Annotated in this window: 25 protein-coding genes; 4 read left to right on the top strand and 21 right to left on the bottom strand. The window is 40.8% G+C overall.

The features are described from left to right. Positions 1-45: 45 nt before the first annotated feature. The 6 genes from DWW33_RS10090 to DWW33_RS10115 all read right to left on the bottom strand — a co-directional run bounded on the left by DWW33_RS10090 (position 46) and on the right by DWW33_RS10115 (position 3,979). Complete coding sequence (locus DWW33_RS10090; RefSeq protein ID WP_117841863.1) at positions 46-453, bottom strand: ATP synthase subunit I; 408 nt, start codon at positions 451-453, stop codon at positions 46-48. Next, positions 434-688, bottom strand: a complete 255-nt coding sequence (locus DWW33_RS10095; protein WP_022242837.1) for an AtpZ/AtpI family protein — start codon at positions 686-688, stop codon at positions 434-436. Before DWW33_RS10095 ends, DWW33_RS10090 begins: the two co-directional genes overlap by 20 nt. Positions 689-920: 232 nt before the next feature. Beyond that, complete coding sequence (locus DWW33_RS10100) at positions 921-1,406, bottom strand: deoxycytidylate deaminase (protein WP_022242836.1); 486 nt, start codon at positions 1,404-1,406, stop codon at positions 921-923. A gap of 422 nt (positions 1,407-1,828) precedes the next feature. Then, a complete protein-coding gene (gene upp / locus DWW33_RS10105; protein ID WP_022242835.1) occupies positions 1,829-2,458 on the bottom strand; it encodes a uracil phosphoribosyltransferase in 630 nt (209 codons plus the stop codon). Between the two features lies 1 nt (position 2,459). After that, positions 2,460-2,918, bottom strand: coding sequence for an arsenate reductase/protein-tyrosine-phosphatase family protein (locus tag DWW33_RS10110; RefSeq protein WP_117698873.1), 459 nt, complete (start codon positions 2,916-2,918; stop codon positions 2,460-2,462). Positions 2,919-2,929: 11 nt separating this feature from the next. Next, the gene (locus DWW33_RS10115; protein WP_118639428.1) at positions 2,930-3,979 is read right to left on the bottom strand and encodes an L-threonylcarbamoyladenylate synthase; all 1,050 of its coding nucleotides are present in this window, start codon (positions 3,977-3,979) and stop codon (positions 2,930-2,932) included. A gap of 172 nt (positions 3,980-4,151) precedes the next feature. Here DWW33_RS10115 and DWW33_RS10120 point away from each other — a divergent pair, with 172 nt between their 5' ends. After that, entirely contained in the window at positions 4,152-5,192 is a 1,041-nt protein-coding gene (locus DWW33_RS10120; protein WP_118057584.1) for an aldose epimerase family protein, read from the top strand. Between the two features lie 86 nt (positions 5,193-5,278). Here DWW33_RS10120 and DWW33_RS10125 read toward each other — a convergent pair whose 3' ends face one another. The 4 genes from DWW33_RS10125 to DWW33_RS10140 form a co-directional block, all read right to left on the bottom strand. Continuing rightward, entirely contained in the window at positions 5,279-6,037 is a 759-nt protein-coding gene (locus DWW33_RS10125) for an N-acetylmuramoyl-L-alanine amidase (RefSeq protein WP_117698870.1), read from the bottom strand. A 226-nt stretch (positions 6,038-6,263) separates the two neighbouring features. Beyond that, positions 6,264-8,087, bottom strand: coding sequence for a glycosyl hydrolase family 18 protein (locus tag DWW33_RS10130; protein WP_199650770.1), 1,824 nt, complete (start codon positions 8,085-8,087; stop codon positions 6,264-6,266). Positions 8,088-8,446: 359 nt separating this feature from the next. Further along, complete coding sequence (locus tag DWW33_RS10135; protein WP_118087993.1) at positions 8,447-9,007, bottom strand: hypothetical protein; 561 nt, start codon at positions 9,005-9,007, stop codon at positions 8,447-8,449. A gap of 6 nt (positions 9,008-9,013) precedes the next feature. Then, on the bottom strand, positions 9,014-10,297 hold the full coding sequence (locus DWW33_RS10140) for a serine/threonine protein kinase (protein WP_158561858.1): 1,284 nt from the start codon (positions 10,295-10,297) through the stop codon (positions 9,014-9,016). A 227-nt stretch (positions 10,298-10,524) separates the two neighbouring features. Between DWW33_RS10140 and DWW33_RS10145 the strand changes: the two genes are divergently transcribed. Beyond that, on the top strand, positions 10,525-11,307 hold the full coding sequence (locus tag DWW33_RS10145; RefSeq protein WP_118639429.1) for an adaptor protein MecA: 783 nt from the start codon (positions 10,525-10,527) through the stop codon (positions 11,305-11,307). Positions 11,308-11,453: 146 nt separating this feature from the next. On the opposite strand, the gene DWW33_RS10150 is transcribed toward DWW33_RS10145, so the two are convergent. From DWW33_RS10150 to DWW33_RS10170, 5 genes are all read right to left on the bottom strand, one after another. Then, positions 11,454-12,098, bottom strand: coding sequence for an ATP-binding cassette domain-containing protein (locus tag DWW33_RS10150; RefSeq protein ID WP_118087991.1), 645 nt, complete (start codon positions 12,096-12,098; stop codon positions 11,454-11,456). Between the two features lie 2 nt (positions 12,099-12,100). Further along, positions 12,101-12,943: a hypothetical protein gene (locus DWW33_RS10155; protein ID WP_117698865.1), complete on the bottom strand. Its 843-nt coding sequence runs from the start codon at positions 12,941-12,943 to the stop codon at positions 12,101-12,103. Next, positions 12,940-13,737, bottom strand: coding sequence for a hypothetical protein (locus DWW33_RS10160; protein ID WP_117947278.1), 798 nt, complete (start codon positions 13,735-13,737; stop codon positions 12,940-12,942). The genes DWW33_RS10155 and DWW33_RS10160 overlap by 4 nt, the downstream gene beginning before the upstream one ends. A 4-nt stretch (positions 13,738-13,741) precedes the next feature. Further along, entirely contained in the window at positions 13,742-14,926 is a 1,185-nt protein-coding gene (locus DWW33_RS10165; protein WP_147404719.1) for a hypothetical protein, read from the bottom strand. Positions 14,927-15,580: 654 nt separating this feature from the next. Next, positions 15,581-15,790 carry a DUF1858 domain-containing protein gene (locus tag DWW33_RS10170; RefSeq protein ID WP_117699346.1) on the bottom strand — a complete coding sequence of 70 codons (210 nt, stop codon included), beginning with the start codon at positions 15,788-15,790 and terminating at the stop codon, positions 15,581-15,583. Between the two features lie 217 nt (positions 15,791-16,007). Between DWW33_RS10170 and DWW33_RS10175 the strand changes: the two genes are divergently transcribed. Then, positions 16,008-16,178, top strand: coding sequence for a DUF362 domain-containing protein (locus DWW33_RS10175; RefSeq protein ID WP_022242564.1), 171 nt, complete (start codon positions 16,008-16,010; stop codon positions 16,176-16,178). Positions 16,179-16,270: 92 nt separating this feature from the next. Here the strand turns inward: DWW33_RS10175 and DWW33_RS10180 are convergent, their stop codons facing one another. Continuing rightward, positions 16,271-16,852: a MerR family transcriptional regulator gene (locus DWW33_RS10180; RefSeq protein WP_118173603.1), complete on the bottom strand. Its 582-nt coding sequence runs from the start codon at positions 16,850-16,852 to the stop codon at positions 16,271-16,273. Between the two features lie 112 nt (positions 16,853-16,964). Then, the gene (locus tag DWW33_RS10185) at positions 16,965-17,828 is read right to left on the bottom strand and encodes a hypothetical protein (protein ID WP_118639431.1); all 864 of its coding nucleotides are present in this window, start codon (positions 17,826-17,828) and stop codon (positions 16,965-16,967) included. A 329-nt stretch (positions 17,829-18,157) separates the two neighbouring features. Between DWW33_RS10185 and DWW33_RS10190 the strand changes: the two genes are divergently transcribed. Beyond that, entirely contained in the window at positions 18,158-18,523 is a 366-nt protein-coding gene (locus tag DWW33_RS10190; RefSeq protein WP_118639457.1) for a zinc ribbon domain-containing protein, read from the top strand. 130 nt (positions 18,524-18,653) lie between these two features. On the opposite strand, the gene DWW33_RS10195 is transcribed toward DWW33_RS10190, so the two are convergent. From DWW33_RS10195 to DWW33_RS10210, 4 genes are all read right to left on the bottom strand, one after another. Further along, positions 18,654-19,469, bottom strand: a complete 816-nt coding sequence (locus DWW33_RS10195; RefSeq protein ID WP_243088639.1) for a Fic family protein — start codon at positions 19,467-19,469, stop codon at positions 18,654-18,656. A gap of 152 nt (positions 19,470-19,621) precedes the next feature. Next, entirely contained in the window at positions 19,622-20,953 is a 1,332-nt protein-coding gene (gene dnaB, locus DWW33_RS10200; RefSeq protein WP_117699176.1) for a replicative DNA helicase, read from the bottom strand. Positions 20,954-20,969: 16 nt separating this feature from the next. After that, complete coding sequence (gene rplI, locus DWW33_RS10205) at positions 20,970-21,416, bottom strand: 50S ribosomal protein L9 (protein WP_118639433.1); 447 nt, start codon at positions 21,414-21,416, stop codon at positions 20,970-20,972. Beyond that, entirely contained in the window at positions 21,413-23,464 is a 2,052-nt protein-coding gene (locus tag DWW33_RS10210; protein WP_022242557.1) for a DHH family phosphoesterase, read from the bottom strand. The genes rplI and DWW33_RS10210 overlap by 4 nt, the downstream gene beginning before the upstream one ends. Positions 23,465-23,499: the final 35 nt, after the last annotated feature.

Raw genomic sequence — 23,499 nt, forward strand, 5'->3', positions numbered from 1 at the left:
CCGTTATCCACGCTTTCACCTCCTTATATTATATTTTTCTTCACCCTAAGAAGATTCATCACCTCTCCCTAAAAGTTTTAAAATTACTTTATGTGTAAAGGGTTGAACGTAAGCTCCAACCTTCAATCCCATTACTCCCACAAATGCTACAATCACATTGCCTATTTCAAAGTATGCCGTAACAAAAAAGACTGCTACAACTACGAGATACCGCAGCACATACTGCAATGCGATCCGTCTTGTCCTTCCGGATTCTGCCATATCCATACTGTCCCGCAGAACCACTGCCATATGGACTGCCATTCCGATTGCGGTTGCTGCTCCAATCAGAAGGCCGATGGAATATCCCAATTTGTCCTTTACAAACCAGATACCGGTAAATTCCACCACAATTTCGTATATAAGGATTCCCAGAATCAATTCCGGTAATGCATCATTTATCCTTTTTAACATCTGATTTAACCTTTCCCGTGTCTTTTTTCTGCCAAAGCCTCTGTGCCATCCGGTAGCAATTCTGGAATCCCGCTGCCGCCCCAAGGAAAAACAGCAGAATCACCAGCCACGGATGCCCGTATCTTCGGTAAATAAAAACCCCGAGTCCAACACATAAAAAAATAGGAACTATCATGTTGATACCGAACTGCATGATTAAAATCAAGGAATCATACACTTTATTTCTGTTCTTCATGAATAGCTCCTTCCCTTACATTTTCGTGAAACGCTCTGCAAATACTAAGCTCATTATATCATTTTTTCATAAATTGTCTATAAACATTTTATGAAAAATGTCTATAAATCAGCTTTATCATTTTACAATTTTACATAATTTTAACAAATATTACCAGTGGGTTTTTCCTGCACCTTCGTCATTTGTTCAATTGGTTGTAAACCTCTGCCATTGTTCGTTATTTCTCCAGTCGTTACAAGGTAATATTTATTTCCCGGTTGGTGTGGGTGTACTGATAGTAGCGCACGCCTGCCGCATCTAACATCCGTTTGGAAGCAATAACTGCCGGTGTATTCTGATACTTGTCACTGTCATATACGATAGTCTTGATTCCAGCCTGAATGATTGCCTTGGCGCACTCATTACAAGGGAACAGGGACACATACATTTTCGCTCCCTCCAATGAACCACCCCGGTAATTTAAGATGGCATTCAGTTCGCTGTGTGTCGTATAAAAGTATTTATTCTCAAGCGGTGCACCTTCTCTTACCCATGGAAATTCATCATCGGAGCAGCCCTTCGGCAGTCCGTTGTATCCCATGGAAAGGATCTTGTTATCCTCACTGACAATGCAGGCTCCCACCTGTGTATTCGGGTCCTTGGAGCGCATTCCGGATAACATTGCCACGCCCATAAAATATTCATCCCAACTAATATAGTCTTCCCGTTTCTGGCTCATTTTATTTCCTCCTTGCTGCGTTTTTTCTGTTGCTATTTTACCATATTTTTTTATGGTTTTATACGCTTTCTGTAAGATTTTCACGGAAATGACACAGTTCTTAGCTGAATAAAGTACTTGCCGGGGCGAAGCCCGCTTCCTTCACTTGGGATACATGATAAAGGCTGTTAGGGGCACTTGGAATTTCGTCTGTTTCTAGGCAACACCGGCACAGGGATGTGCCGGTGAGGTGCAGATGAACATGGATGTGAATTTGCACCGGTTGCCGGAATAGACTGTATCTTTTTCGAAATTCTTAGTGTCCCTTGCAGGCTTTATGCCGTATTCAAAGTGAAGGATGTGGACTGCGCCAGACAGTAATGTAAAAAAGGTTCTCAAGCCTTTCAACTTAAGAACCCTTCACATTTCATATATCTTCGAACTTATTTTGTTCCGAATATTCTGTCTCCTGCATCACCAAGTCCTGGTACGATATAGCAGTGCTCATTCAATTTCTTATCTAATGCTCCGATATAAATGTCTACGTCCGGATGTGCTTCCTGCATTGCCTTTACACCTTCCGGTGCTGCAATGATGCACATAAACCGGATATTCTTTACACCTCTGTCTTTTAACATCTGGATAGCTGCTATAGAAGAACCACCGGTTGCCAGCATCGGGTCTACAACAAATACTTCACGCTCATCGCAATCCTCTGGAAGCTTGCAGTAATATTCTACCGGTTTTAATGTCTGTGGGTCACGGTAAAGTCCGATGTGTCCGACTTTTGCTGCAGGAATCATTGCAAGCATTCCGTCTACCATTCCAAGACCTGCACGCAAGATTGGTACTACTGCCAGTTTCTTTCCTTTTAACTCTTTTACAGTTGTCTTGCAGATTGGAGTCTCGATTTCGATATCGGTAAGTTTCAAATCCCTGGTTGCCTCGTAGCACATTAACATAGCGATTTCGCTGATTAATGTACGGAACTCCTTAGAACCCGTTTCTTTTCTTCTTATCCAGCCGATTTTATGCTGAATCAGTGGATGATCCATTACAAATACTTTTGACATATCATTCTCCTTCGTTTAATAATTTCACTAATTTTTTTATACTCTTATTCATGGTCTCAAAGCAAAGCCCGTATGACTGAAGTGTGCCGCCGTAAGGATCTAAGATTTCCAGTTCATCCCCTACTAACTCCGTCAGTACCTGGACATTTTCTTCCTTCGCCTCCGGAAACATTTCCAATAATTTCTGTCTCTGCTGTGCTTCCATTGTAAGCACCAATGTATCTTCGCCAAAATCCCCTGCTGTAATCTGGCTTGACATAAAACCTTCCATGTTAATGCCATTGCTTATCATAACAGCTTCTGCCTTCTGATTCAGTGGTTCCGGGAATAATACCACAAGACCTCTCACCAGCACTTCTACCGGATGATTCAGGGAATATTCCCGAAAAATACCGGCCGCCATGGGTGCCCTGCATGTTCCGCTTTCTGCCACGAATACAATGCGATTGTATGGCTTCATAAAAACCTCCTCTAAACTGTAATCACCTGATGTCCTGCAGCCTTCAGCAGACGATTCATAATTGCCTGCCCAATACGCGGAGTTGCAAAACTCTCAGAGTAAATAATATCTACTTCTTTCTCATCAAAGTCCCGCAACAGTTTATACAAATGCTTTGCAATTGCATCCTCATCACTGCGTGCACCAATACTTACCACTTCGCCTTCCGGATAACGGTCTATCGTTTCGTCTGTTCCGATGATTCCTACCTTCTTCCCCAGTAGAACCGCTTCCTTTGTCAAAGCATTAATCTTTGTTACTACCTTCTCTTCTTCTCCGTCTACCAGAATCAAATCTGCTTTCGGTGCATAATGCTTATATTTCATTCCCGGTGCTTTCGGCTTCTGCAGCGAATCCGAAGCAATAATTCCAGGATCCATTTTCACTTCCCCGATTACCTTTTCTAACATTTTCGGTGTAATATAGCCCGGTCTTAAAATCATTGGTATGTCTTCTGTCAGATCAACAATCGTGGATTCAATTCCAATTCCCACAGGACCCCCATCCAGTATCATCGGAATTCTGCCATCCATATCAAATGCTACATGCTCTGCCAGAGTCGGACTCGGTTTACCGGATGTATTGGCACTCGGTGCCGCAATATATCCACCGCTTCTCCTGATCAGTTCCAGTGCAACCGGGTGATTTGGCATGCGGACTGCCACCGTATCCATCCCCCCTGTAGTTTCATATGGAACCTTATCATTCTTGCGCACAATCATGGTCAGCGGGCCCGGCCAGAATGCATCTGCAAGTTTCTTTGCTTCTTCCGGCATCTCCTGTGCGATTTTCTCCATGTCTGAAAATTCTGCCACATGGACAATCAAAGGATTATCAGATGGTCTTCCCTTTGCCGCATAAATTTTCTTCGATGCCTCTGCACTCAGTGCATCTGCGCCCAGTCCATATACCGTCTCAGTTGGAAATGCCACCAGCCCTCCATCCCGGATAATTGCGGCTGCACGTTCCAGTGCTTCTGTATCCATATTATTCTGATCTATTTTTATCACTTCTGTTTTCATAACGCTTATTATATCACGTTCCCTTTATGTGTTCAAGAACTGGAATTGTTTTCAAAATCCATTTCCATCGAAAATCGAAAACACCCGAAAACCGCACTTCCTACTTGCTATGTAGCCCTAAGTGTGGCATAATCAGTATGTTCACTAGAATATTATGGAAAGGAGTTTCCAGATGAAAATTACAAAAAGCGAATTTGGCATGACCAAAGATAATCAGCCGATTTCCCTTTATACTATTGAAAATGCATCCGGTGCTTCCGTTACACTTTCGGATTATGGATGTCGTATTATTAAGATTATGGTTCCGAATAAAGAGGGAAAACTGACCGATGTAATTTTAGGCTTAATGAATGCCGATGAGTATCTTGCTGATGATGCCAGCCTGGGAGCTGTTGTCGGTCGATGCGCCAACCGTATCGCCAAAGGGCACTTTACCTTAAATGATAAAGAATACAATCTTGCCATTAATAATGGGCCAAACCACCTGCATGGTGGTCCTACGGGATTTGGTCAGCGTGTATGGACCGGAAAAATTACAGATGATAAAGTTACTTTTACCCGCATTTCTCCGGATGGAGAAGAAGGTTATCCGGGTAACCTTACAGTTTCCGTTACCTACGGATGGTCTGAAGACAATGAATTATCTATTGTTTACGATGCAGCCTGTGATCAGGATACTGTATTTTCTGTTACCAGCCATGGTTATTTCAATCTGAATGGGGAAGGAAACGGTACCGTATTAGATCAGGAATTACGCATTGATGCAGATGCGATTACAGAACTGGATGACACACAGTGTCCTACCGGTGCATTTCTCTCTGTGGAGGGAAGCCCATTTGATTTCCGTGAGATGAAGAAAATCGGTGACGGCATTCACTGTGACAATGCCCAGTTAAAATTAGGTGGTACTTATGACCATAACTTTGTAATCAACGGGGATGGCTTAAGAGAGGCGGCTGTTTTACAGTCTAAGGAAAGCGGCATACGGATGACCTGCTTTACCGACCAGCCGGGTGTACAGCTCTATGTCCCTTGTTATACCCTTCATCAGAAAGGAATTGATGGCAAAGATTATCCGCCATATTCCGCAGTATGTTTAGAGACACAGCATTATCCAAATGCAATTAATATCGAACATTTCCCTTCTGTTGTTTTAAAAGCAGGCGAGAATTTCCGTTCCAAGACACTCTATCATTTTTCTGTGATGGGCTAAACCCGAAAAAAATATAAGAAAGCAAAAGATTCCAGACCATTATGGCTGGAATCTTTTTTGTAATCTTTCTTTATTTCTGATGCATTTCAATGCTGTTTCACTTTCTGTTTTTCTGTATCTGCAGTCTCATTACTCATGCCGGCTTCTTCTGTATCTGCTGTTTCATTGCCCAGACAGTCTAGAATTCCATCTGCAATAGCTTCTGCCACTGCCTCCTGATATTCCCCGGTAGATAATTTCGCGGCCTCCTCAGAATTACTTAAGAAGCCGCATTCTACGATTACCGTAGGATATGCCGTTTTTTTCAGGAGATAATAACTCTCATTGGCTTTTGCTTCCCGCTTATTTTCCGTATCCAGATGCGACCGCAGGCTTTCCTGCATAATCCCGGCAATTTTTCTGCCCTCCTCGGACTGTCCAAAATAGAAGCACTGAGCTCCGCTTATGGACTCTTCCGTATAACTGTTCTGATGGACACTTATGGTAAATAACGGCTCCGCCTCATCAATCAGCCGGCAGCGGTTACGCATATCTGCCACCTTTTTGCTGCCGCTCTCCCCTTTATCAAGACTTTCGTCTGTCTCCCGGGTCAGAATCACTGTTATATTTTCTTTTTCCAGACGGGCTTTTACCTTCTTTGCAATGGCAAGGTTAATGTCCTTTTCCAGTTCGCCGTGAATCCCGATTTTGCCCGGGTCATCACCGCCATGGCCTGCGTCCACAACGATACATGGCTTTTCTTCTGCTGCCCGCATGCTGCTTACCAGCACTGCTCCTTCTTTTGATAACAGGCATACTGCCACCAGTAGAAGAACTGCCATATATAATTCCATTCTTTTTTTCAAACCACACTTCCTAATTCTTTTCTTTATAATAAATATGAAAGTGCCGGCTCAATTATCCTGTTTTATCTGCTAATCTACTTTAAACTTCGCAATTTCTTCGGTAATCTCTACTACAATCCGTTTCAGTTCCTGTCCGGCTTCCACTACTTTGTCGCCATCCCTGGAAAATTCTTCGGAAATATCCATAACAACTTTTTCACGGGCCTCTCCTTTGCGGTTTTACACTTTAGTTATTTGTATATTTTATAATGGTATCCCAGATGCTGTCTGTCTCAAAGCCAAGCTTCCAGAAAGATATTCCCGCCAGTTTATTTGACTTCATGACTTCTAACTTCTTCTCAAGGGAAGCTGCGTCTTCTATCCAGACTTTATAGGTAACCCCATCATTTACATATTCTGCGTAATTCTGCCCATCTTCTTCCGACCAGGTCGGCGTTGCTCCATTTAATTCCAGACGTTTCTGTACCGTATCCATACCTACAGCTTCGCTGGTCAAATCATATGGTACATAATCCTCTGCTGCTGCAGCTGTTGTATCTTCTTCATCATCTGCCTTTGGTGTCTCTGCCCATATTCTTGTATAGAACGGACATCCCAGAATGATCTGGTCTGCAGGTACTTCCTTTAAGGTATCGGCTACTCCGTTGGTTACAAATCCAATGGATGCAACAGATCCTTCATCTGAACCAGCATAATGCTCATCATATCCCATAATCACTACATAATCCGCAAAATTTGCCTGTTCTTCCCGGTCATAAAATGCGGTATAAGCACTCGGCACATAGTTGTCCACGGATAATACCACGCCGTTGTTTGCACATTTTAAGGAAAGTTCGCGGATAAACTGGATATAGCTGTCTCCCACTGCTTCACTGTTTAAGGATTCAAAATCCAGATTGATTCCATCCAAATCGTACTGGATTGCTGCTGAAATAATCTGATTGACCAGATACTGTCTGGTAGAGGTATGGGTCAGAACAGCAGCTGTGTCCACTTCTTTATTTTCAAGATTGCTTACCAGTCCCCAGACCTCAATATTATTCTGATGGCAGTAATTTACATAATCCAGCGATGCAAGGTTTGCAATGTTACCGTTATTATCATTTAAGTAGAACCAGGTCGGTGCGATTACATTGATTCCTTTGGTATTCTGCAATACCGTTGCAATGGTGCTGTTGGCATCCTTTGTTGTCACCTGATGCCATGCCATTTCTATGGTAAAGTCCTTGGAAATATGGGTAAATTCCGGCTCTGTAAAATCATTGTTCAAGGTTTCAGTGGTTACTTTTCCTACGAACTTATTCTTAAGGTATCCGATAACACCATCTTCTGTCATGGCTTTGGTCCATCTGTCACCTGCATCCAAAATTGTCAGGGTCTCACCTTTTTCTAAGTCTTTCACAATCGGGCTCTTGATACCGCCCTTTAAACGAAGCTGTGTTGCCTTCTTCGCCGGTGCTGTATCCACATCCCCCCACACGGTATTGATTACGGTACGATTCGGGCCTTCATATACTTCGTGGGTAATATTGGTATACTGCTCTACGAAATCAAGTGCAAGATACATGGTATTGCTGTCATTCCGGACAATTGTATAATCTGCACTCTGGTTTTCCTTCCCTACCTGATAAGTATTGCTGCCTGCTGCCACGGTAACGAGATTATCAGGCAGTGTATAAAGCAATACATTTTCATTGGCATCCCAGTAAAAACGGTCATTGAAGCGGTCATGTACCGTTTCATAATCCACATATACTTCGCCGTCTATATATTTGCCCGGTGTTTCTAACACTTCATGATCCACCACCAGCGAAATATCATCATCCGCCTGTAAATGATAATATTCTGTCATATCCTGATGCTCTTTACTCGGAATATATTTCTGAATGATTTTCGTTCCTACGGCAATCAGCAGCACCAGTAATATCAATACGATTACCACAATAACCGGTGCTAATTTCGTGTTTTTTCTGTTCCGTCTGCGGTTCCTGTTTCTATTTCTATTTCTATTTCCATTTGTCGGTCTGTTCGTTCGCTGCGTTCTCTCCAAGCCTGCGTCCTCCTGTACTTTACTGTTCTATTTTCTTATGGTTTTCCATTTTTGTTTTCTTTGCCATAAGCATACGTCATTGGTGGGAAAATTTCAAGTAAAAACCACCTGGAAACACGCTTTGCGAGTTTCCCGCGTAAAAAGAGGCACAGACTATCATTTTTGTCTGTGCCTCTTACCTTTCTTTTTCTTTACATTGTGCTGCATTCTGCAGCGGTGTGAGTAAGCATTCAGGGTAACCTTCTCACATCAAAAGCATATATTTCTATTTATTCATCTTTTTTTATTTTTGGTTTCTGTTAAATTTACATGCCTGCTTTCTACTTTCCTTTTCCAAAAGGATAAGCGTTCGTGATATGTTAAACTAAAGTTTTTAAAAACAGGCGCTCTGCTTCTTTTAAATGAAGCGGGTCCTCCATAAAAGGAAGGGTATGGATTGGTATGCGGTATTGTTTCTGAAAATCTTTTTTATCTTTTTTCATCCCAAACTGTGCCAGAAACGTCACGTTATCCAAATACTTTTCCTCTTCCCATATGACGGACATAAAATACTCTAATTCCTTTCGTTTCCATGGACTTAAGGAAACCAGAATCAGCTTCCGGTCACAGCGCAAGAATTCCCGACGAATCCTGTAAAACTCACTTCCGCCGTCTATGATGTAATATTCATAGCCCTGTCGGATATATTCCGGCATATTATCACTTCCCGCATTTGCAAAATAGTGTTTTCTGTCCGGCCGCCCCCATTTACCCTGCTGCTGTTTCTGCAGTTCTTCCAATTCGTGATTTCCACTTAATTCCACCAATGCCGTGTGACTTTTCAGGCAGTCCGCACAGTAATGGGTCAGCGCAGTGCACAGATGCGTCACACCCACGCCCTGCTGCACACCAAATATTCCGATACTTTTTCTTTCTTCCATGGTTTGTTATCTTCTCCCTTCCTTCGAAAGCATTTGTGTGAAGAATGCTTCCTTTTCTCTGCCACCATCAAATGGCATTGTGTCCCTCGGATAACAGTACACTTCTCTTCCGATGAAAGCTGCAAATTCTCTCGCCTCCATGGGGCTGCTGTGATTACAGATAATTTTAAGATTTGGTACACAACGTAACGTTTGCCAGGCTTTCATGGAAGCCTCCCGCTTCCACAAAGACAGATTCACTACGAGTACTGTAATCTCAGCCTCTTCCATGCAGGCTTCTTCCACTGCAGCTCCATAATCGAAAATGAGTGTATCTTCCCCGCTGCCGATAGACTCACTTCCCCGGAAATTCCGGCAGATGACGATATCTTCTTCGCACTCTGCCTCACGGCTCCGCCCAATTTGTTCCACCACATTACTTATCTTTTCCCTCTTTTCGGACTGAATTTCCCGATACAGGGCATTTGCGCCCCCTGCATTAAAAAATGAAGTCAGTGCAATGGCTATATGGGTGGTTCCGACTCCGGATTCTGCCCCCACAACAGATATGCTTTTTAAGAGATGCTCTTTCCGATTCCCCTTCTGCTTTAACGCACGGGTCAGTGCCTGTTGTAATTCCCCGGCGCTTTTGTAACGCTTGTTTGGATTTTTTCTTGTGGCTTTTTGTGCGATATGCCGGAATGCCGGGCTGCTTTTGTGGGAATGCTTCTTAATATAAAGTGAAAAAACAGCCCCGATTGCATAAATATCGCTTGCCGTATGCAGTTCATATTCCCCGTACTGCTCCGGTGCCGCAAAACCTTTTGTTCCATAGTTCTGATAATTTTTTCCACGACTGGTAATATATGATGCAATTCCAAAATCGATTAATTTTACCTGATTCCCACATACTATAATGTGTGACGGTTTTAAATCCTGATGTAATACCGGAAATGGTTTCTGGCTGTGCAGGAATGAAACGATTCCGCAAAGCTGTATGCCAATCTGTATCATATACTCCTGGGAAACTGACGTATTCCAAAGCAACTTCTCTAACGATTCCCCTTCAACATATTCCTCAATGATATAATAAAAGGCTTCGTCTTCCTCTATATCATATACAATTGGAATTCCGGGATGTCGTAACTTAGCGAGAATGTTCGCTTCAGAAAGAATTGAAGACGGCATAGAACGTGTCTTTGAAATACACTTTATTGCACGATATGTCTCCAACTTCAGATGTCTGGCAAGATACACCTTTCCTGCTGCGCCGCTTCCTAACTCCGACAACAGCTCGTATCTGTCAAACAAAATTTGTGTTTCTATATGTTCCGCCCCTTCCTTCTTTCAAAGGAACCGGAACGCATCTCTTGGAATAGTTTATAGCACAAAGCAATTATGCTTTGCAATAGAAAATCTGTTTTTTTAGACTTTTTAGAAAACTTTAATATTTTTTACCGGTTTACAAGTATTTTTGATTCCATTATAATATAGGCGTAAACTTCATACAATTTTCTATAGATAAGGAAGTGATTTTTATGAAAATTGAAAAAGTGAATGACAACCAGATTCGCTGCACACTTACCAGAGCAGACTTAGATGACCGCCATCTGAAGCTGAGTGAGTTAGCATATGGCACGGAGAAAGCAAAGTCCCTGTTTCGTGACATGATGCAGCAGGCGAATTATGAATTTGGATTTGAAGCCGAGGATATGCCTCTTATGATAGAAGCCGTTCCCCTGACACAAGATACAGTATTGCTTATTATTACCAAGGTAGAATACCCGGAAGAGTTAGACACCCGGTTTTCCAAATTTTCAGAGCCGGACGAAAATGAATATCCGGATTTTGCAGATGCAAAGAACACTCCTGCAGCCGGAGCCGATGATATTTTAGGCTTCTTCAAACAGCTTCAGGAGAAGCAGAAGAGCGAACTTGCCAAGTCAGTGAAGGCTGCTGCCCCGGCAGAAGCTCCTGTCAAGAAGGCTGCCGCTCCTGCTCCGAAGCCTGTCGTAGAACCGGTGGTAGATATTACCCGGCTGTTCGTCTTCGACAGCTTAGAGAAAATCAGCAATCTTGCCCGTATTTTAAATGGCTTTTATAACGACCGGAATTTCCTTTACAAGAATCCGAATAAGAGTGCCTTTTATCTGGTACTGCACAAGGGACACCATTCTCCGGAAGATTTCAATAAGGTCTGCAACATCTTATCGGAATACGCTTCCACCGAGAAATACAGCCGTGCTTCGCAGGCTTACTTCGATGAGCATTTCCTGCCTCTGATCAAAGAGCAGGCATTACAGGTACTTGCTGGTATCTAGGTCAGAAGATATATGCCCTGCAGTAATCTGACCGCACAACTGTGGGAAACACATTTTGTATATTTTCCGCGTACGCGTAAATGAAAAGGGAACTGCCTTTCTGCCTCATATCACATGAGACAGAAGCAATTCCTTTTTCTTATTCTCTATTCTTCTATTTTATGTAACCTTCCATGTTCCATTTCATATACTTCATCACATAGCAATTCGATGTCTTCCCTGTTATGGCTTGCCAGCAATAAAGTTTTTCCCTCTTCTTTAAAAGAAAGAAACAATTTTCTCATTTGTTCAACCCCATCTTTATCTAACCCATTCATCGGTTCATCTAAAATAAGAATATCCTGGTTCTCCATGGTTGCCTGTGCAATTGCAAGACGCTGCTTCATACCCAGAGAATATTTTCCCACCGGTTTCTTTAACTCCGGATCAAGTCCGACTTTTCTCATACTTTCTTTTACATATTCCCGATTTTTCTTATGATTAATCATATATAACAGTTCAAGATTTTTAAGTCCGCTGTACTGCTTTATAAATGCCGGTTCTTCAATAATTGTTCCCAGATTTTGAACCACATCCATATCTTTTCCAACCATTTTCCCACGAACTGTTATTGTTCCTTTTTCTACAAGATAGAATCCACTAATGCACTTAAAAAGTACTGATTTTCCTGAACCATTATACCCTACAATTCCATATATTTTTCCACTTTCACAAGTCAATGATACATCCTTTAATACTTTATGCTTTTTAAAAGATTTCTCAATATGTTCTACTTTAATAACCTCTGCCATAGCTATTCCTCCCTGCTTATCCAGTCTATTCTCTGAATCTGTCTCTGACCTGCAACCACCAGCAGAAACAGAATCAGAAAATAACCTACATAGATATATACAAAATTTGGTTTACTCAAATCATATCCATATCTCCAATTTCCCACATTTTCCCATGAAAATGGTGAAAAATATATAAGTCCTAATTTTGCACCGGCATCCAGATAGTTTACCATTGTAGAAAAGAAAATAAGCAAAATAGTGACTATATATGCACCTACTCTTCTAACATAAAGACTCAATGTATATAATAGCATTCCAATTACTGCAAATGCTAATATATCCATTAAAATTACATGCCCTATCATCTGGTAGGGTGTAAATGCTGACATTACTTTTGTATCCACAATCAGCGGAATCTGATATTTTTCCATACCATAAACAGAAACCGTCCTGTACAGACTTCCCCATGAATTGCTAAAATCAACTGCCGGAAAGTTCAATAAAATGCTTAATAATACCAGTATTACAGCTAATAAAATACTGCTTCCGAAAATATAAAAAATATTTCGACTTCCCCACCGCTTTTTTCCTATACGCTGTACAAAATATAATTCATTTCTCTCCATAAATGGAGCATTCGAATAAAAACATAACACACTTAAAAGTACAACCTTCATAAAGAAATCATCATTTTGAATAAAAGGTAATATTGCAAAACTGTCTTTTACGTTCAATTCCATTGCAAGATTCCGGTAGAGTCTTAACATATCATCTACCATAAATCCCCAAATGATAAGTAATGTCAAAAAACGCATGGACTTCATTCTGCAATAAAGATTCTGTATTTTTGACTGCAAATTCACATACTTTCCCCCCTTATCTCTTTTGTTACTCTGGCTGCAATCAAATTACCCAATACGATAACACAAAGTATTGTCATTAAGAATATGTATCCAAGACTTATCCATGCATTTCCAAATACATCTGTAGAAAACATAAACAGAGAATTCCAATCCCAAATACCACCTTGCGGAAATAATACGCCAAGATATGTAACTATAAAATAATAACCAGCCATAGGAATGCAGATTGCAAACATCTGATTCTTAGCCAATAGAGACAGCAGCATGGATACCAGACACAGAATGCCTCCTAACAATCCAAATATAATTGCAGAAAAAACCAAATATAATATTGGCATTCCATGCATTGCAAACCATCCAAAACAATTTCCACGCAAATCGACACCATTTGCTGTAAAAAATTCATCCTCTAACATCAGCAGGGGATGCCAAAAACTATCCTGCTGAAAAAAGAGTAACTGTCCTGCGAAAACAGTAATATCTGCTGCCAGAAATCCGCTTAATACTTTTGACCATATATAACTCTTTAAATCTCCACGCAAAATTTCATTCTGCCAAAAATGATGTTCCTGATCTTCTCTTAATGCATTTCCATATGCAAAGCTGCTAAATGCAAATATTGCAATTGTAACACTCTGAAATTTCATAACTTTATATCTGCTAATAACATCTATTGCCGGTTGTCCAACCTTCGCCATTAGATTCATCGTAATATATACACCTATCACTCCAAGCCAAAATGGTGCTGAAGTAAATACCCTGTATAAATCCATTTTTAAATATTTTTTCAGCATATTACTACTCTACCTCCAGTTCAACCATCTCTTCTCCTGTGACAGCATTAATTGGTATATAATTATATGATTCATTCCGTCCTTCTCCCTGATATTTCCCAATCTGACATATCCATACCGGCACCATATCATATACCCCGTTCTTCTTTTGTAATGGATACATTACAAGCTGACATTTCCGAACAGTTATTGGTTCTTCCGTAATAACACTTCCATAGTTCTTTTCTAAAACCTCTGCAATTTTATCAAAAGAAACCAGTGATAACTTCTTTTTTTCTAATTTGCAGGAATATAAAACAGGAATCTGAAGTTCCCCTAATCCATCTTTCATTACATACACCTGCATATCACCATACATTCCCGGATAATCCCTGATATTTTCATACCGGAAAATTTCGATTCCCTGTAAAGTCTGAGAAAAATAGAATAAATAACCCTCCTCGTCCTTTGACCAGCTTTCTTTTGCATCCTGTGCAGATAAACTGCCATCCTTTAATAATCTTTGCGTCTGCTCCTCCAAATCTTCTATGTGCATACAATAACTTTCCTTGTATTGTAAATTACCTTCCTCTATTCCAAGCTGATTCATTTGTTCACATGCACTTTCCCACGCCTGCGTTCTGTCAAAACCAGATAAATCATCTGCATCCCTAAATACAGCCTCATTATCCATTGGATCCTCTGCCCCATATTCACCATTCATATGCAGTACCTGCACTAAATATCTCATTAACGGTTCTTTCCAGTAAAGTCCCTGTTCGGCATCTAAACGTAAAAATCCCTCTAATTCATTATCGTAAACTTCAGCATTCAACCTGTCCCCATTTCGGCTTTCTGTTTCAAAATAGCTTTCTTCATAGTTTAAATTATCCTTTAAGAACATTGTTTTCCACTTATCCGCATCCGGATAAACAATGCTTGCTGTTGATGCATATAAATTTTCATAATCAATATTTTCCCCTGTAATTATCTTTGCATCAAACGCAAAATTATCGTTCACTGTTTTTTTATATTCTTCCGGAAAAGATACTGAACTCTGTTCCTTTTCTGTGTCATTTTCCGCTATCTTCTGATATTCTGTTCGTTCATATGGCAGATGAGCCTGCTGCCATAAAATTGCTATGCATATTATTACTACTGTATAAAAGGCAATTGTTTTAATAACTTTTTTACAGTTATTTATTTTCATATCTACTCCTTTTGCAGGTGGGGCTAACCCCACCTGCAATATATATAAGTTCTTTCCATTCTTTAAGATGTGTACCTTCCAGATATTGTTATGGTATGAGAATGTGCTGCGCGCCTGTGATTCATTTTTTACAGAAACAGCAAACGGACTTGCATCATTTGTCAATTTCCAATATTTTGGAAATAAATTTAAATATCACAAAATAGAATTCTCTTTTCTTTACTTAAAGAACCGGAATCCTCTGCTTACATTTCTCTATATCATTTTATTCTGGGAAATTTGATATCCAAGACTTTGAATATCAAATATAGCGATAACCGCAACTAAGAATTTTCTTGTCATCATAACTCCCTCTCCTCTTGTTTTCAATAACTATAAAAAGCTTAGTATTTTTCATTTTTTCTGTCAATATGAATTATTATCAAAACGAATTATAAATATTTGTATATTTTATACAATCTTACCTGTATATTTTAACTTCAAAACTCACTTTTTCTATCACACTATTTCTGTATCATTATAATCTGCAGAACCTGTCACTGACAGCTTCTTACGGATGCACGACTATAAAAAAAAGACCAGAACGCACGATATCTTCAAGCCTTAAGGCATTCGATTATCGGACTGTTCTGGTCTTTTATTTGTCTCTATTTCTTACTTGCCGTCTTTTGCAAGGAAATCATTGATTTCATCAACTAAAGACTGTGGCTCGATTCCATGAACCATTGCTGCCTGTTCAATTGTCTCCATCTGTGAAGATGGGCATCCTAAACAATGCATTCCTATGTTTAAAAGAATCGGTGCAATATTCTCATCGATCTGAAGTAATTCACCAATCATGGTATCCTTATTAATCTGTGCCATATTTTTTCCTCCTTCTTATTTTCAATGGTGTTATTATAATCCCTCCCGATAAAATATGCAATTAGTTTTCCCTTTTGTCCGTAATTATATACACGATTGCTTTTTCTTTAGTACATGCGGAAGAGGTATTGTAAATCATAATTTTTTGTATTAAAATAATTGCAAGCTAGAATTCTAGCCTATACATTGTTTATTATTTTTAAAGGAGGACGATAAAATGGCATATGTAATTTCTGATTCATGTGTAAGCTGCGGTACTTGCGAAGGTGAATGCCCAGTTGGAGCTATCTCTGCAGGAGATGGAAAATACGAAATCGCTGCTGATACTTGCATCGAGTGTGGAACTTGTGCAGGTGCTTGCCCTACAGGAGCTATCAGCCAGGAATAATTTTCGTACTTAATTCAAAAGAAGCTGTTGGTTTCGCCACACAGCTTCTTTTTTTACGCGAGAATCTCGTAGTTATGCCCTCATTTGTGAGGCTATGCTTCATTCGGTTTCCATTCCTGTTTCTTATGAAACAGCTTCTTCTCTTTCTTTCCCTTTGCCTTCAGGCTCTGACGAATCAGCTCGTCCAGTTTCTTATAGCGTTCTTCCTCCGCTTCATCCTGTTCCCTCATCAGATAATTCATTTCTTTTAATACATAATCCCGCACCAGTTCGCTGACTTCTTTTCCCAATGCATGATTATTTTCGGCAATCGCGCCTTTTACAATCTGTGCCATCATATGCTGGAACTGCTCCATCCGCCTTGTGTTGTCCTCTACCTCCGTGGAAAGAGTCTGCTTTGCCGGATCCGATGCTGCTGTTGCCGCTAATAGCTCCGGTGCATCTTCCCTGCCGCCATTATGTATTAAAAGCTTGATTGCCTTTAACTGATAACCCTGCTCTTTCCATTCTTTTATCTTCATGAATTGCTCAATGTTTTCTTTTGTATAATAACGGTGTCCCATTTCGTTGCGGGGTACCGTAAGTTCTAACTCTTCTTCCCAGTATCTAAGTACATGGGATTCTACATTTACAAGTGCTGCAGCATCTGAAATCATATACCGTTGCTTGTCCATAATTGCTCCTCCTTTGCCACTGCTTCTTCTTTAAAATTATAACGCTGCGGCTTTTGTCAGTGCAATTATTTTCCATCGTATTATTCCGACATATTGTGCATGGTTCGCACAATTATTGACATTTCAGGAAGACTCCTGCAACATGTTTTACCACAATCTGGCTGCCCGCTGTCAATGCATTTCCATCTTCATTCGTGGCTCCGGTCAGCTCCAGTGCATATTGTTTTCCACGTATCATCTGCTGGTCTGCACTCACCATGGTCCCATTTTCGATGGCATAAAATTTCTTATTTTTGCCGGATGCCGGATTGATTCCATTGGAACCGACCTCTACCGCTCCTGCAAGGTTCAGTAAAATGTAATCATCTTCCGGCTCTGCTATCGTATCAAAATCCAATGCATTTACCATTTCCAGTACGGCATCCCACGGCATAGCCTGCATGGTATCTGCCGATTCAGACTCTTTGATTTCCTTTATCTCAACGGATTTTTCCATGCCATCCAATGAAATCTGATATTTTTTATCATTTACTTTATCAAAAATAATGAATTCCGACTTTGCAGCATAACGTCCCAGAAGGTTTCCATCTTTCTCCAGATAAAATGCACCTTCCATTACCTGACAATCATCAGAAACCGAATAGCTGTCCTTTAATACTTTATCGCATTCTTTTAAGACTTCACCAATTCCCATCTGTTTTAAACGAATAGAATCTGATAATCCTATTATATTATCCACAGAACTATCTTCATCTTTACCAGCATTCTCTTCTTTCTCTATTTCTTCTGATTCTTCACCTTGTTCTTGCTGGGATTCTATTATTTGTCCAATCTGTTCCAGAAAAGAATTATTGTCTTCTATTAACCTTAGATTTGTTGTAGAAACCACTACTTTTTCTCCTAAATAGTTTTTTCCACCACAACCGGATAGAATTGAAATTAGAATAAATACTATTAAAATATTATAATTTTTCATGCACTCACCCCTTCTCTCTATATAGAAAACTAATCTATATTTTAGATATAATATTTTTTATGTATTTGTCAAGCCCTATGTGGAGATTTTTTAGGTAAATTTTTATTTCTTTCGGTGCAATTATTTTCGGTGTTCTTACCATCCGCTGTCCTATCTGCCACCGGCAGTTACATTTAAAAGATATTACGCCGGATGATTTTTGTCCATTCTGTGGGGAAAAGCTTCATATTCCGTCTGGTAATGGGATTTTGATAAAGGAAAATGGATTTGCAGGAATCTGGAAAATGCGTTATGGTATACAAAAGATGCAGGAAGGATGGTTTTGCTTTATGTTTTTTATTATGGGAATTTCAAATGGTGAGAAAAAGCTGGCTTTTGACCAGTTAGAAATATGTAATTGCTGCGGAAAATATGGACATCTGGAAGTGTATATGACTTACATGTTCTTTTCTTTCTTTTTTATTCCGCTGTTTAAATGGAACCGCCACTACTATGTGCGCATGAATTGCTGTAATGCCACCACCGAAATCAGTGCCGACTTAGGCAAGGCAATTGCCAGAGGAGAGGTTACAAAGATTCCGCTTGATACCCTGCATTTTGGTAGATATGAAAATCGTATGAAGCATTGCAGTTACTGTGGATTTACGACAGAAGAAGACTTTCAGTATTGTCCGAAATGCGGACGGGAATTGTAGTGGGGAACTGCGGCGTATAAGGTAGATGTCGCAAGCGACCGCCGCAGGCGCGAGAATGTGCCGAGGCACATTCTTTAATCCAAATACCTGACAATTATAAGAAACTTGCTTTGCTTGTTTTCTCATATTATCAGCTTTTCACATATCTTTGATTTCTGCTGTTCGGTTTATCCGGTATCGTCATCTGAATCAAATTCATTTTAAGTGATGGATGAAGATAATTTCTTCGGAATCCCTCTTTCGAACTTAATCCAAGTTTTTCCATCAACGCTTTGCTTGTATAAGGAACATCATATTCCATAGCTTCAAGCAATTTTTGTACTGCTTCCGGAAGATATTCATTTTTCTCACTAATTTGAACAGAAATATCATCCAGAATTTTATCAATTTGAGCCAGCATAAATTCAATAAAAATTGTAGACTCTCCCGCAACGTGGCACCGGGAAATGGCATCGTAATATTCATCCTGAAACTTCTCAATCTGGCTTTCAATCGGAATATATTCAAACACCGGTTTCCAGTCAGAGAGAATAGCCGTGTGCCACAGTCTTGCCATTCTGCCATTGCCATCCAAAAAAGGGTGGATAACTACAAATTCATAATGAAATACACTACTTAAAATCAGTGGATGTACATTATCCTTCGCTTCTTTCATCCAGGTAAATAACTCATCCATAAGCTGTGGTACAAGTTGTGCCGGTGGAGCCATGAAAATACATTGATTTCCATTAAAGACACCTTCTTCACCGGAACGAAATTCACCGGATTCCTCCACAAGATACTTTGTCATAATTCCATGAAATTGTTTTAACTGTCGAATGTTATAAGGATTAATTTCTGAAAGACGCTCATAAGCAGCATAGGCATTCTTTACTTCCTGAATTTCTCTTTGTTCACCAAATACAGTCTTACCGTTAATTACATCCCGAACCTGTCCAAACGTCAATGAATTGGCTTCAATTTTCAAAGAGGAATGTATCGATTTTATTCTGTTATTCTTTCTCAGGTGCGGTTTTGCTTCAAGATTACTGATTGCTGTTATACGTCCTATCTTTTCGGAAATAGATGCTACCTCTATCAGGCAACACCCGGGAATGTTTATTTCTCCATATTGGCAAATCTCGTGTACTGAGGCAGCCATACCAGGTTGACGGTTCCGATAGGACCGTTTCTTTGTTTGGCTACGATGATTTCGGAGATTCCTTTCATTTCACTGTCCTTGTTGTAATAATCATCACGGTAAATGAACATTACAACGTCGGCATCCTGCTCGATAGCTCCGGACTCTCGAAGGTCGGATAACATTGGTCGATGGTCAGGACGCTGTTCTACGGCTCGACTCAACTGGGACAGTGCCACTACCGGCACATTCAGCTCACGGGCCAGCGCTTTTAAGGAACGGGAAATATCTGAAATTTCCTGCTGACGGGATTCGGAATGTCTGCCGGAGCCGGACATCAACTGTAAGTAGTCGATGATGATTAATTTCAAATCGTGCTCTAATTTATATTTGCGGCATTTACTTCTAAGCTCGGATATAGAAATACCCGGCGTATCATCAATGATTAATTTGGAACGGCCTACGTTGCCTGCTCCTTCAATCAGCATTTCCCAGTCTGCATCTGTCAAATTACCGGAACGCAGCTTCTGGGCATCTACTCTTGATTCCAGAGAAAACATACGGTTTACCAACTGTTCCTTACTCATTTCCAGAGAGAATATTGCTGTTGTCTGCTGGGAATGAATGGCTACATACTGTGCGATATTTAATACAAACGCCGTTTTACCCATGGAAGGACGGGCTGCAATCAGAATCAAATCGGAAGGCTGCAAGCCTGCCATCTGGTAATCCAGATCCACGAAGCCGGTAGCAATTCCGGTTACGGAGCCTTTTTGCTTGGATGCTTTTTCAATCTTATCCAGTGCATTGATTACGACCTGCTTAATCGGGACATAATCTCCGCCGCCACGATTCTGCACCAGATTAAAAATGCTCTTCTCGGTATCTGCCAGAATGTCTTCAACACTTTCTTTTCCAAGATAACATTCATCTTCAATGGACTGGGTGGTCTTAATGAGCTTACGCAGAACTGCCTTCTCTTTGACGATATTGGCATAATATTTTACATTGGCGGATGTCGGTACAGATGTTACTAAGTCTCTTACAAATTCCAGGCTGCTGATTTCCGCCGGCACATCCTTTTCTTTTAACTTATTCTGCAATGTAATCAGGTCAACCGGTTCTCCTGCATTAAACAAATCCAGCATGGATTCAAATAGAATTCCATACTGCTTGTGATAGAAATCCTCTTCGATGAGAATCTCCCCGGCTGTCATAATTGCTTCTTTATCCATAATCATGGAACCGATAACTGACTGCTCGGCTTCCAGACTGTTTGGCATAATCCGCTTTACCAGTGCCTCTTCCATGGAGGTTCCTCCTAATCTACTCTTCCGTTACTTTTACACGTAATGTTGCAGTTACCTTTGGATGAACCTTAACCGGCACTTCATATACACCAAATGATTTGATGGCTTCTTTTAACTGCATTTTCTTCTTGTCTAACTCAAGACCCAGCTGATCATGCGTTGCCTGGGAAATCTCTTTGGTGGATACAGAACCAAAGGTTCTTCCGCCTTCTCCGGCTTTCATTTTCACTTCTACGGTCTTATACTTTATCTCATCTGCCAGCTTTAATGCTGCCTGATAATTCTCTTCTGCAACCTTATCTGCATGTTTGTTCTGCAGCTTTAAGTCATTTAAGGTCTTGCTGTTTGCCTCAACTCCCAATTTCTTCGGAATTAACTGATTTCTTGCGTATGCATCGCTTACATTTACTACCTCACCTTTTTTTCCAAGGGATTTTACATCTGCTAATAAAATTACTTTCATTCTTCTATATCTCCTTCCTCAAGCATTTCGTCGATGGTGTCTTCTATGATGCGTTGTGCCTGGGACACGGTACAGTCACGAAGCTGGCAGCCTGCCATATTCAGATGTCCGCCTCCCCCAAGACGTTCCATGATTTTCTGCACATTGATTTCATCGATGGAACGGGAACTTACATATATTTTGCCCTGATATTCGGTTAATACAAAGGACGCTTTGATTCCGACAATATTTAACAGCTCATCTGCCGCCTGGGCTCCTACGATGGTAGGGCTTTCAATCTTATCTGCCGGACAGATGGAAATGGCAAATGCACCGCGGTATACTTCCGCATGGCGGACCACTTCTGCTCTGGCTTTGTAAGCATCCATATCATTTCGAAGCATTTTTCTTACACGGGTTACTTCCGCTCCGCAGCGTTTCAGATAAGCAGCTGCTTCAAAGGTACGGACACCGGTCTTGGTCATAAAGTTGCTGGTATCGATTAAGATTCCAGCATAAATACAGTCCGCTTCGTGGGGTGCCAGCTTGATATTTTCTGTAAAATACTGCAGCACCTCTGCTACCATTTCACAGGTAGAAGATGCATACGGCTCAATATAGGAAAGTACCGGATTGGAAATGACCTCACTGCTCTGGCGGTGATGGTCAAATACTACGATACTGTCGGTCCGCTTCAAAAGACCCGGACACTCCGTATGGCTCGGACGGTTTACATCCACCACCATAACCAGTGTGTTATAATCCGTCAGCTCCAGCGCACGTTCACTGGAAACAAACATATCCGGCGGATAACCCTTCTCTGTGGTAAAACCTTCCTTCAATGGACGAAGGGATGAAGTTACCTGGTCTAAAACAATCTGCGCTTTCTTTCCTAATACTCTTGCGGCGCAGTAGATTCCGATTGCCGCACCAAAAGCGTCTGTATCGGAAATAGAATGTCCCATAATCATAACATGCTCACGGCTCTCGATAATCTCCCGCAGTGCATGGGCTTTGACTCTTGCTTTTACACGGGTGTTCTTCTCTACCTGCTTGCTGTTACCGCCATAGTAGACAACATTTTCACCCTCTTTGACTACCACCTGGTCGCCGCCCCGACCCAGTGCCAGGTCGATTGCCATACGGGAATATTCATAATTCTGATTATAAGTATCACCGCCGACACCGATTCCGATACTTAAAGTCACCGCCATTTCATTTCCGACTTTGACAGTCTTAACATCTTCAATCAGGCTGAACCGGTCGCTCTGCAGCTCCGCAAGATATTTATGCTGGAATACCACAAAGTATTTATCCTTCTCAATCTTACGCACCAGCGCATCCATTTTCGTAAAATACTGGTTTACCTTCCGGTCAATCAATGCCACTAAAAGAGAACGTTTTACGTCTTCAATACTGTCTAACGCCTCGTCATAGTTGTCTATGTATACAAGACCTGCCACCAGCTTCTGTTCTTCATTTTCACGGATGTAATTATAAAGCTCTGTCTCATCAAAAAGGTACAGCGCTGTCAGATACTGTTCATCCTCTTCAATAGATACAATGCTGCTGTTTTCCGCCATTTCCTCAAAATAAATCTTGCTCATTTCAATACGGAAATTATGCTCCTGCCAGACCATATTTACATCTTCCACGAACTGCTCCTGCTGAATCAGCTCTCTGGTAATGCCCGGGAAAATGCTGGTGATGGATTTATGGAAATTTTTGGTCTTTCCTGTAATCTCCGTAAATTTCTCATTGACCCAGAGAACCTTTCCGTTATAGTCCAAAAGTGCATACGGTATTTCGAATTCATTGAGCAGCTTCTTCTGCACCGTTCCGTACTGAGTGGCAAAATTAATCAGCTCATTCACCAGCACCGGTTTATTAACATTATAAGATATCACCACAACAATGAGATAAATCCCAAGGAAAATGGATACCAGTAACGCTGCCCCTTCATTTACAAAATACATCGGCACGTTCATGCATGCCAGCAAAATAGTAAGCATCAGCGGCCAGTACATATAATTTTTCAGATGACCCTTCAGCTTGATTTTTTTCTTCATAAATTTCTCCTATATAAATGCGGATATTTTTACAC

The sequence above is a fragment of the Roseburia sp. AF15-21 genome (assembly GCF_003479505.1).
In the GTDB taxonomy this organism is placed as follows: domain Bacteria; phylum Bacillota; class Clostridia; order Lachnospirales; family Lachnospiraceae; genus Roseburia_C; species Roseburia_C amylophila.

Excerpts from the sequence above, each read along its gene's own strand:
- DWW33_RS10090 (WP_117841863.1), bottom strand. The coding sequence starts at position 453 with ATGTTAAAAAGGATAAATGATGCATTACCGGAATTGATTCTGGGAATC.
- DWW33_RS10095 (WP_022242837.1), bottom strand. The coding sequence starts at position 688 with ATGAAGAACAGAAATAAAGTGTATGATTCCTTGATTTTAATCATGCAG.
- DWW33_RS10100 (WP_022242836.1), bottom strand. The coding sequence starts at position 1,406 with ATGAGCCAGAAACGGGAAGACTATATTAGTTGGGATGAATATTTTATG.
- upp (WP_022242835.1), bottom strand. The coding sequence starts at position 2,458 with ATGTCAAAAGTATTTGTAATGGATCATCCACTGATTCAGCATAAAATC.
- DWW33_RS10110 (WP_117698873.1), bottom strand. The coding sequence starts at position 2,918 with ATGAAGCCATACAATCGCATTGTATTCGTGGCAGAAAGCGGAACATGC.
- DWW33_RS10115 (WP_118639428.1), bottom strand. The coding sequence starts at position 3,979 with ATGAAAACAGAAGTGATAAAAATAGATCAGAATAATATGGATACAGAA.
- DWW33_RS10120 (WP_118057584.1), top strand. The coding sequence starts at position 4,152 with ATGAAAATTACAAAAAGCGAATTTGGCATGACCAAAGATAATCAGCCG.
- DWW33_RS10135 (WP_118087993.1), bottom strand. The coding sequence starts at position 9,007 with ATGGAAGAAAGAAAAAGTATCGGAATATTTGGTGTGCAGCAGGGCGTG.
- DWW33_RS10145 (WP_118639429.1), top strand. The coding sequence starts at position 10,525 with ATGAAAATTGAAAAAGTGAATGACAACCAGATTCGCTGCACACTTACC.
- DWW33_RS10150 (WP_118087991.1), bottom strand. The coding sequence starts at position 12,098 with ATGGCAGAGGTTATTAAAGTAGAACATATTGAGAAATCTTTTAAAAAG.
- DWW33_RS10160 (WP_117947278.1), bottom strand. The coding sequence starts at position 13,737 with ATGCTGAAAAAATATTTAAAAATGGATTTATACAGGGTATTTACTTCA.
- DWW33_RS10165 (WP_147404719.1), bottom strand. The coding sequence starts at position 14,926 with ATGAAAATAAATAACTGTAAAAAAGTTATTAAAACAATTGCCTTTTAT.
- DWW33_RS10170 (WP_117699346.1), bottom strand. The coding sequence starts at position 15,790 with ATGGCACAGATTAATAAGGATACCATGATTGGTGAATTACTTCAGATC.
- DWW33_RS10175 (WP_022242564.1), top strand. The coding sequence starts at position 16,008 with ATGGCATATGTAATTTCTGATTCATGTGTAAGCTGCGGTACTTGCGAA.
- DWW33_RS10180 (WP_118173603.1), bottom strand. The coding sequence starts at position 16,852 with ATGGACAAGCAACGGTATATGATTTCAGATGCTGCAGCACTTGTAAAT.
- DWW33_RS10185 (WP_118639431.1), bottom strand. The coding sequence starts at position 17,828 with ATGAAAAATTATAATATTTTAATAGTATTTATTCTAATTTCAATTCTA.
- DWW33_RS10190 (WP_118639457.1), top strand. The coding sequence starts at position 18,158 with ATGTTTTTTATTATGGGAATTTCAAATGGTGAGAAAAAGCTGGCTTTT.
- dnaB (WP_117699176.1), bottom strand. The coding sequence starts at position 20,953 with ATGGAAGAGGCACTGGTAAAGCGGATTATGCCAAACAGTCTGGAAGCC.
- rplI (WP_118639433.1), bottom strand. The coding sequence starts at position 21,416 with ATGAAAGTAATTTTATTAGCAGATGTAAAATCCCTTGGAAAAAAAGGT.
- DWW33_RS10210 (WP_022242557.1), bottom strand. The coding sequence starts at position 23,464 with ATGAAGAAAAAAATCAAGCTGAAGGGTCATCTGAAAAATTATATGTAC.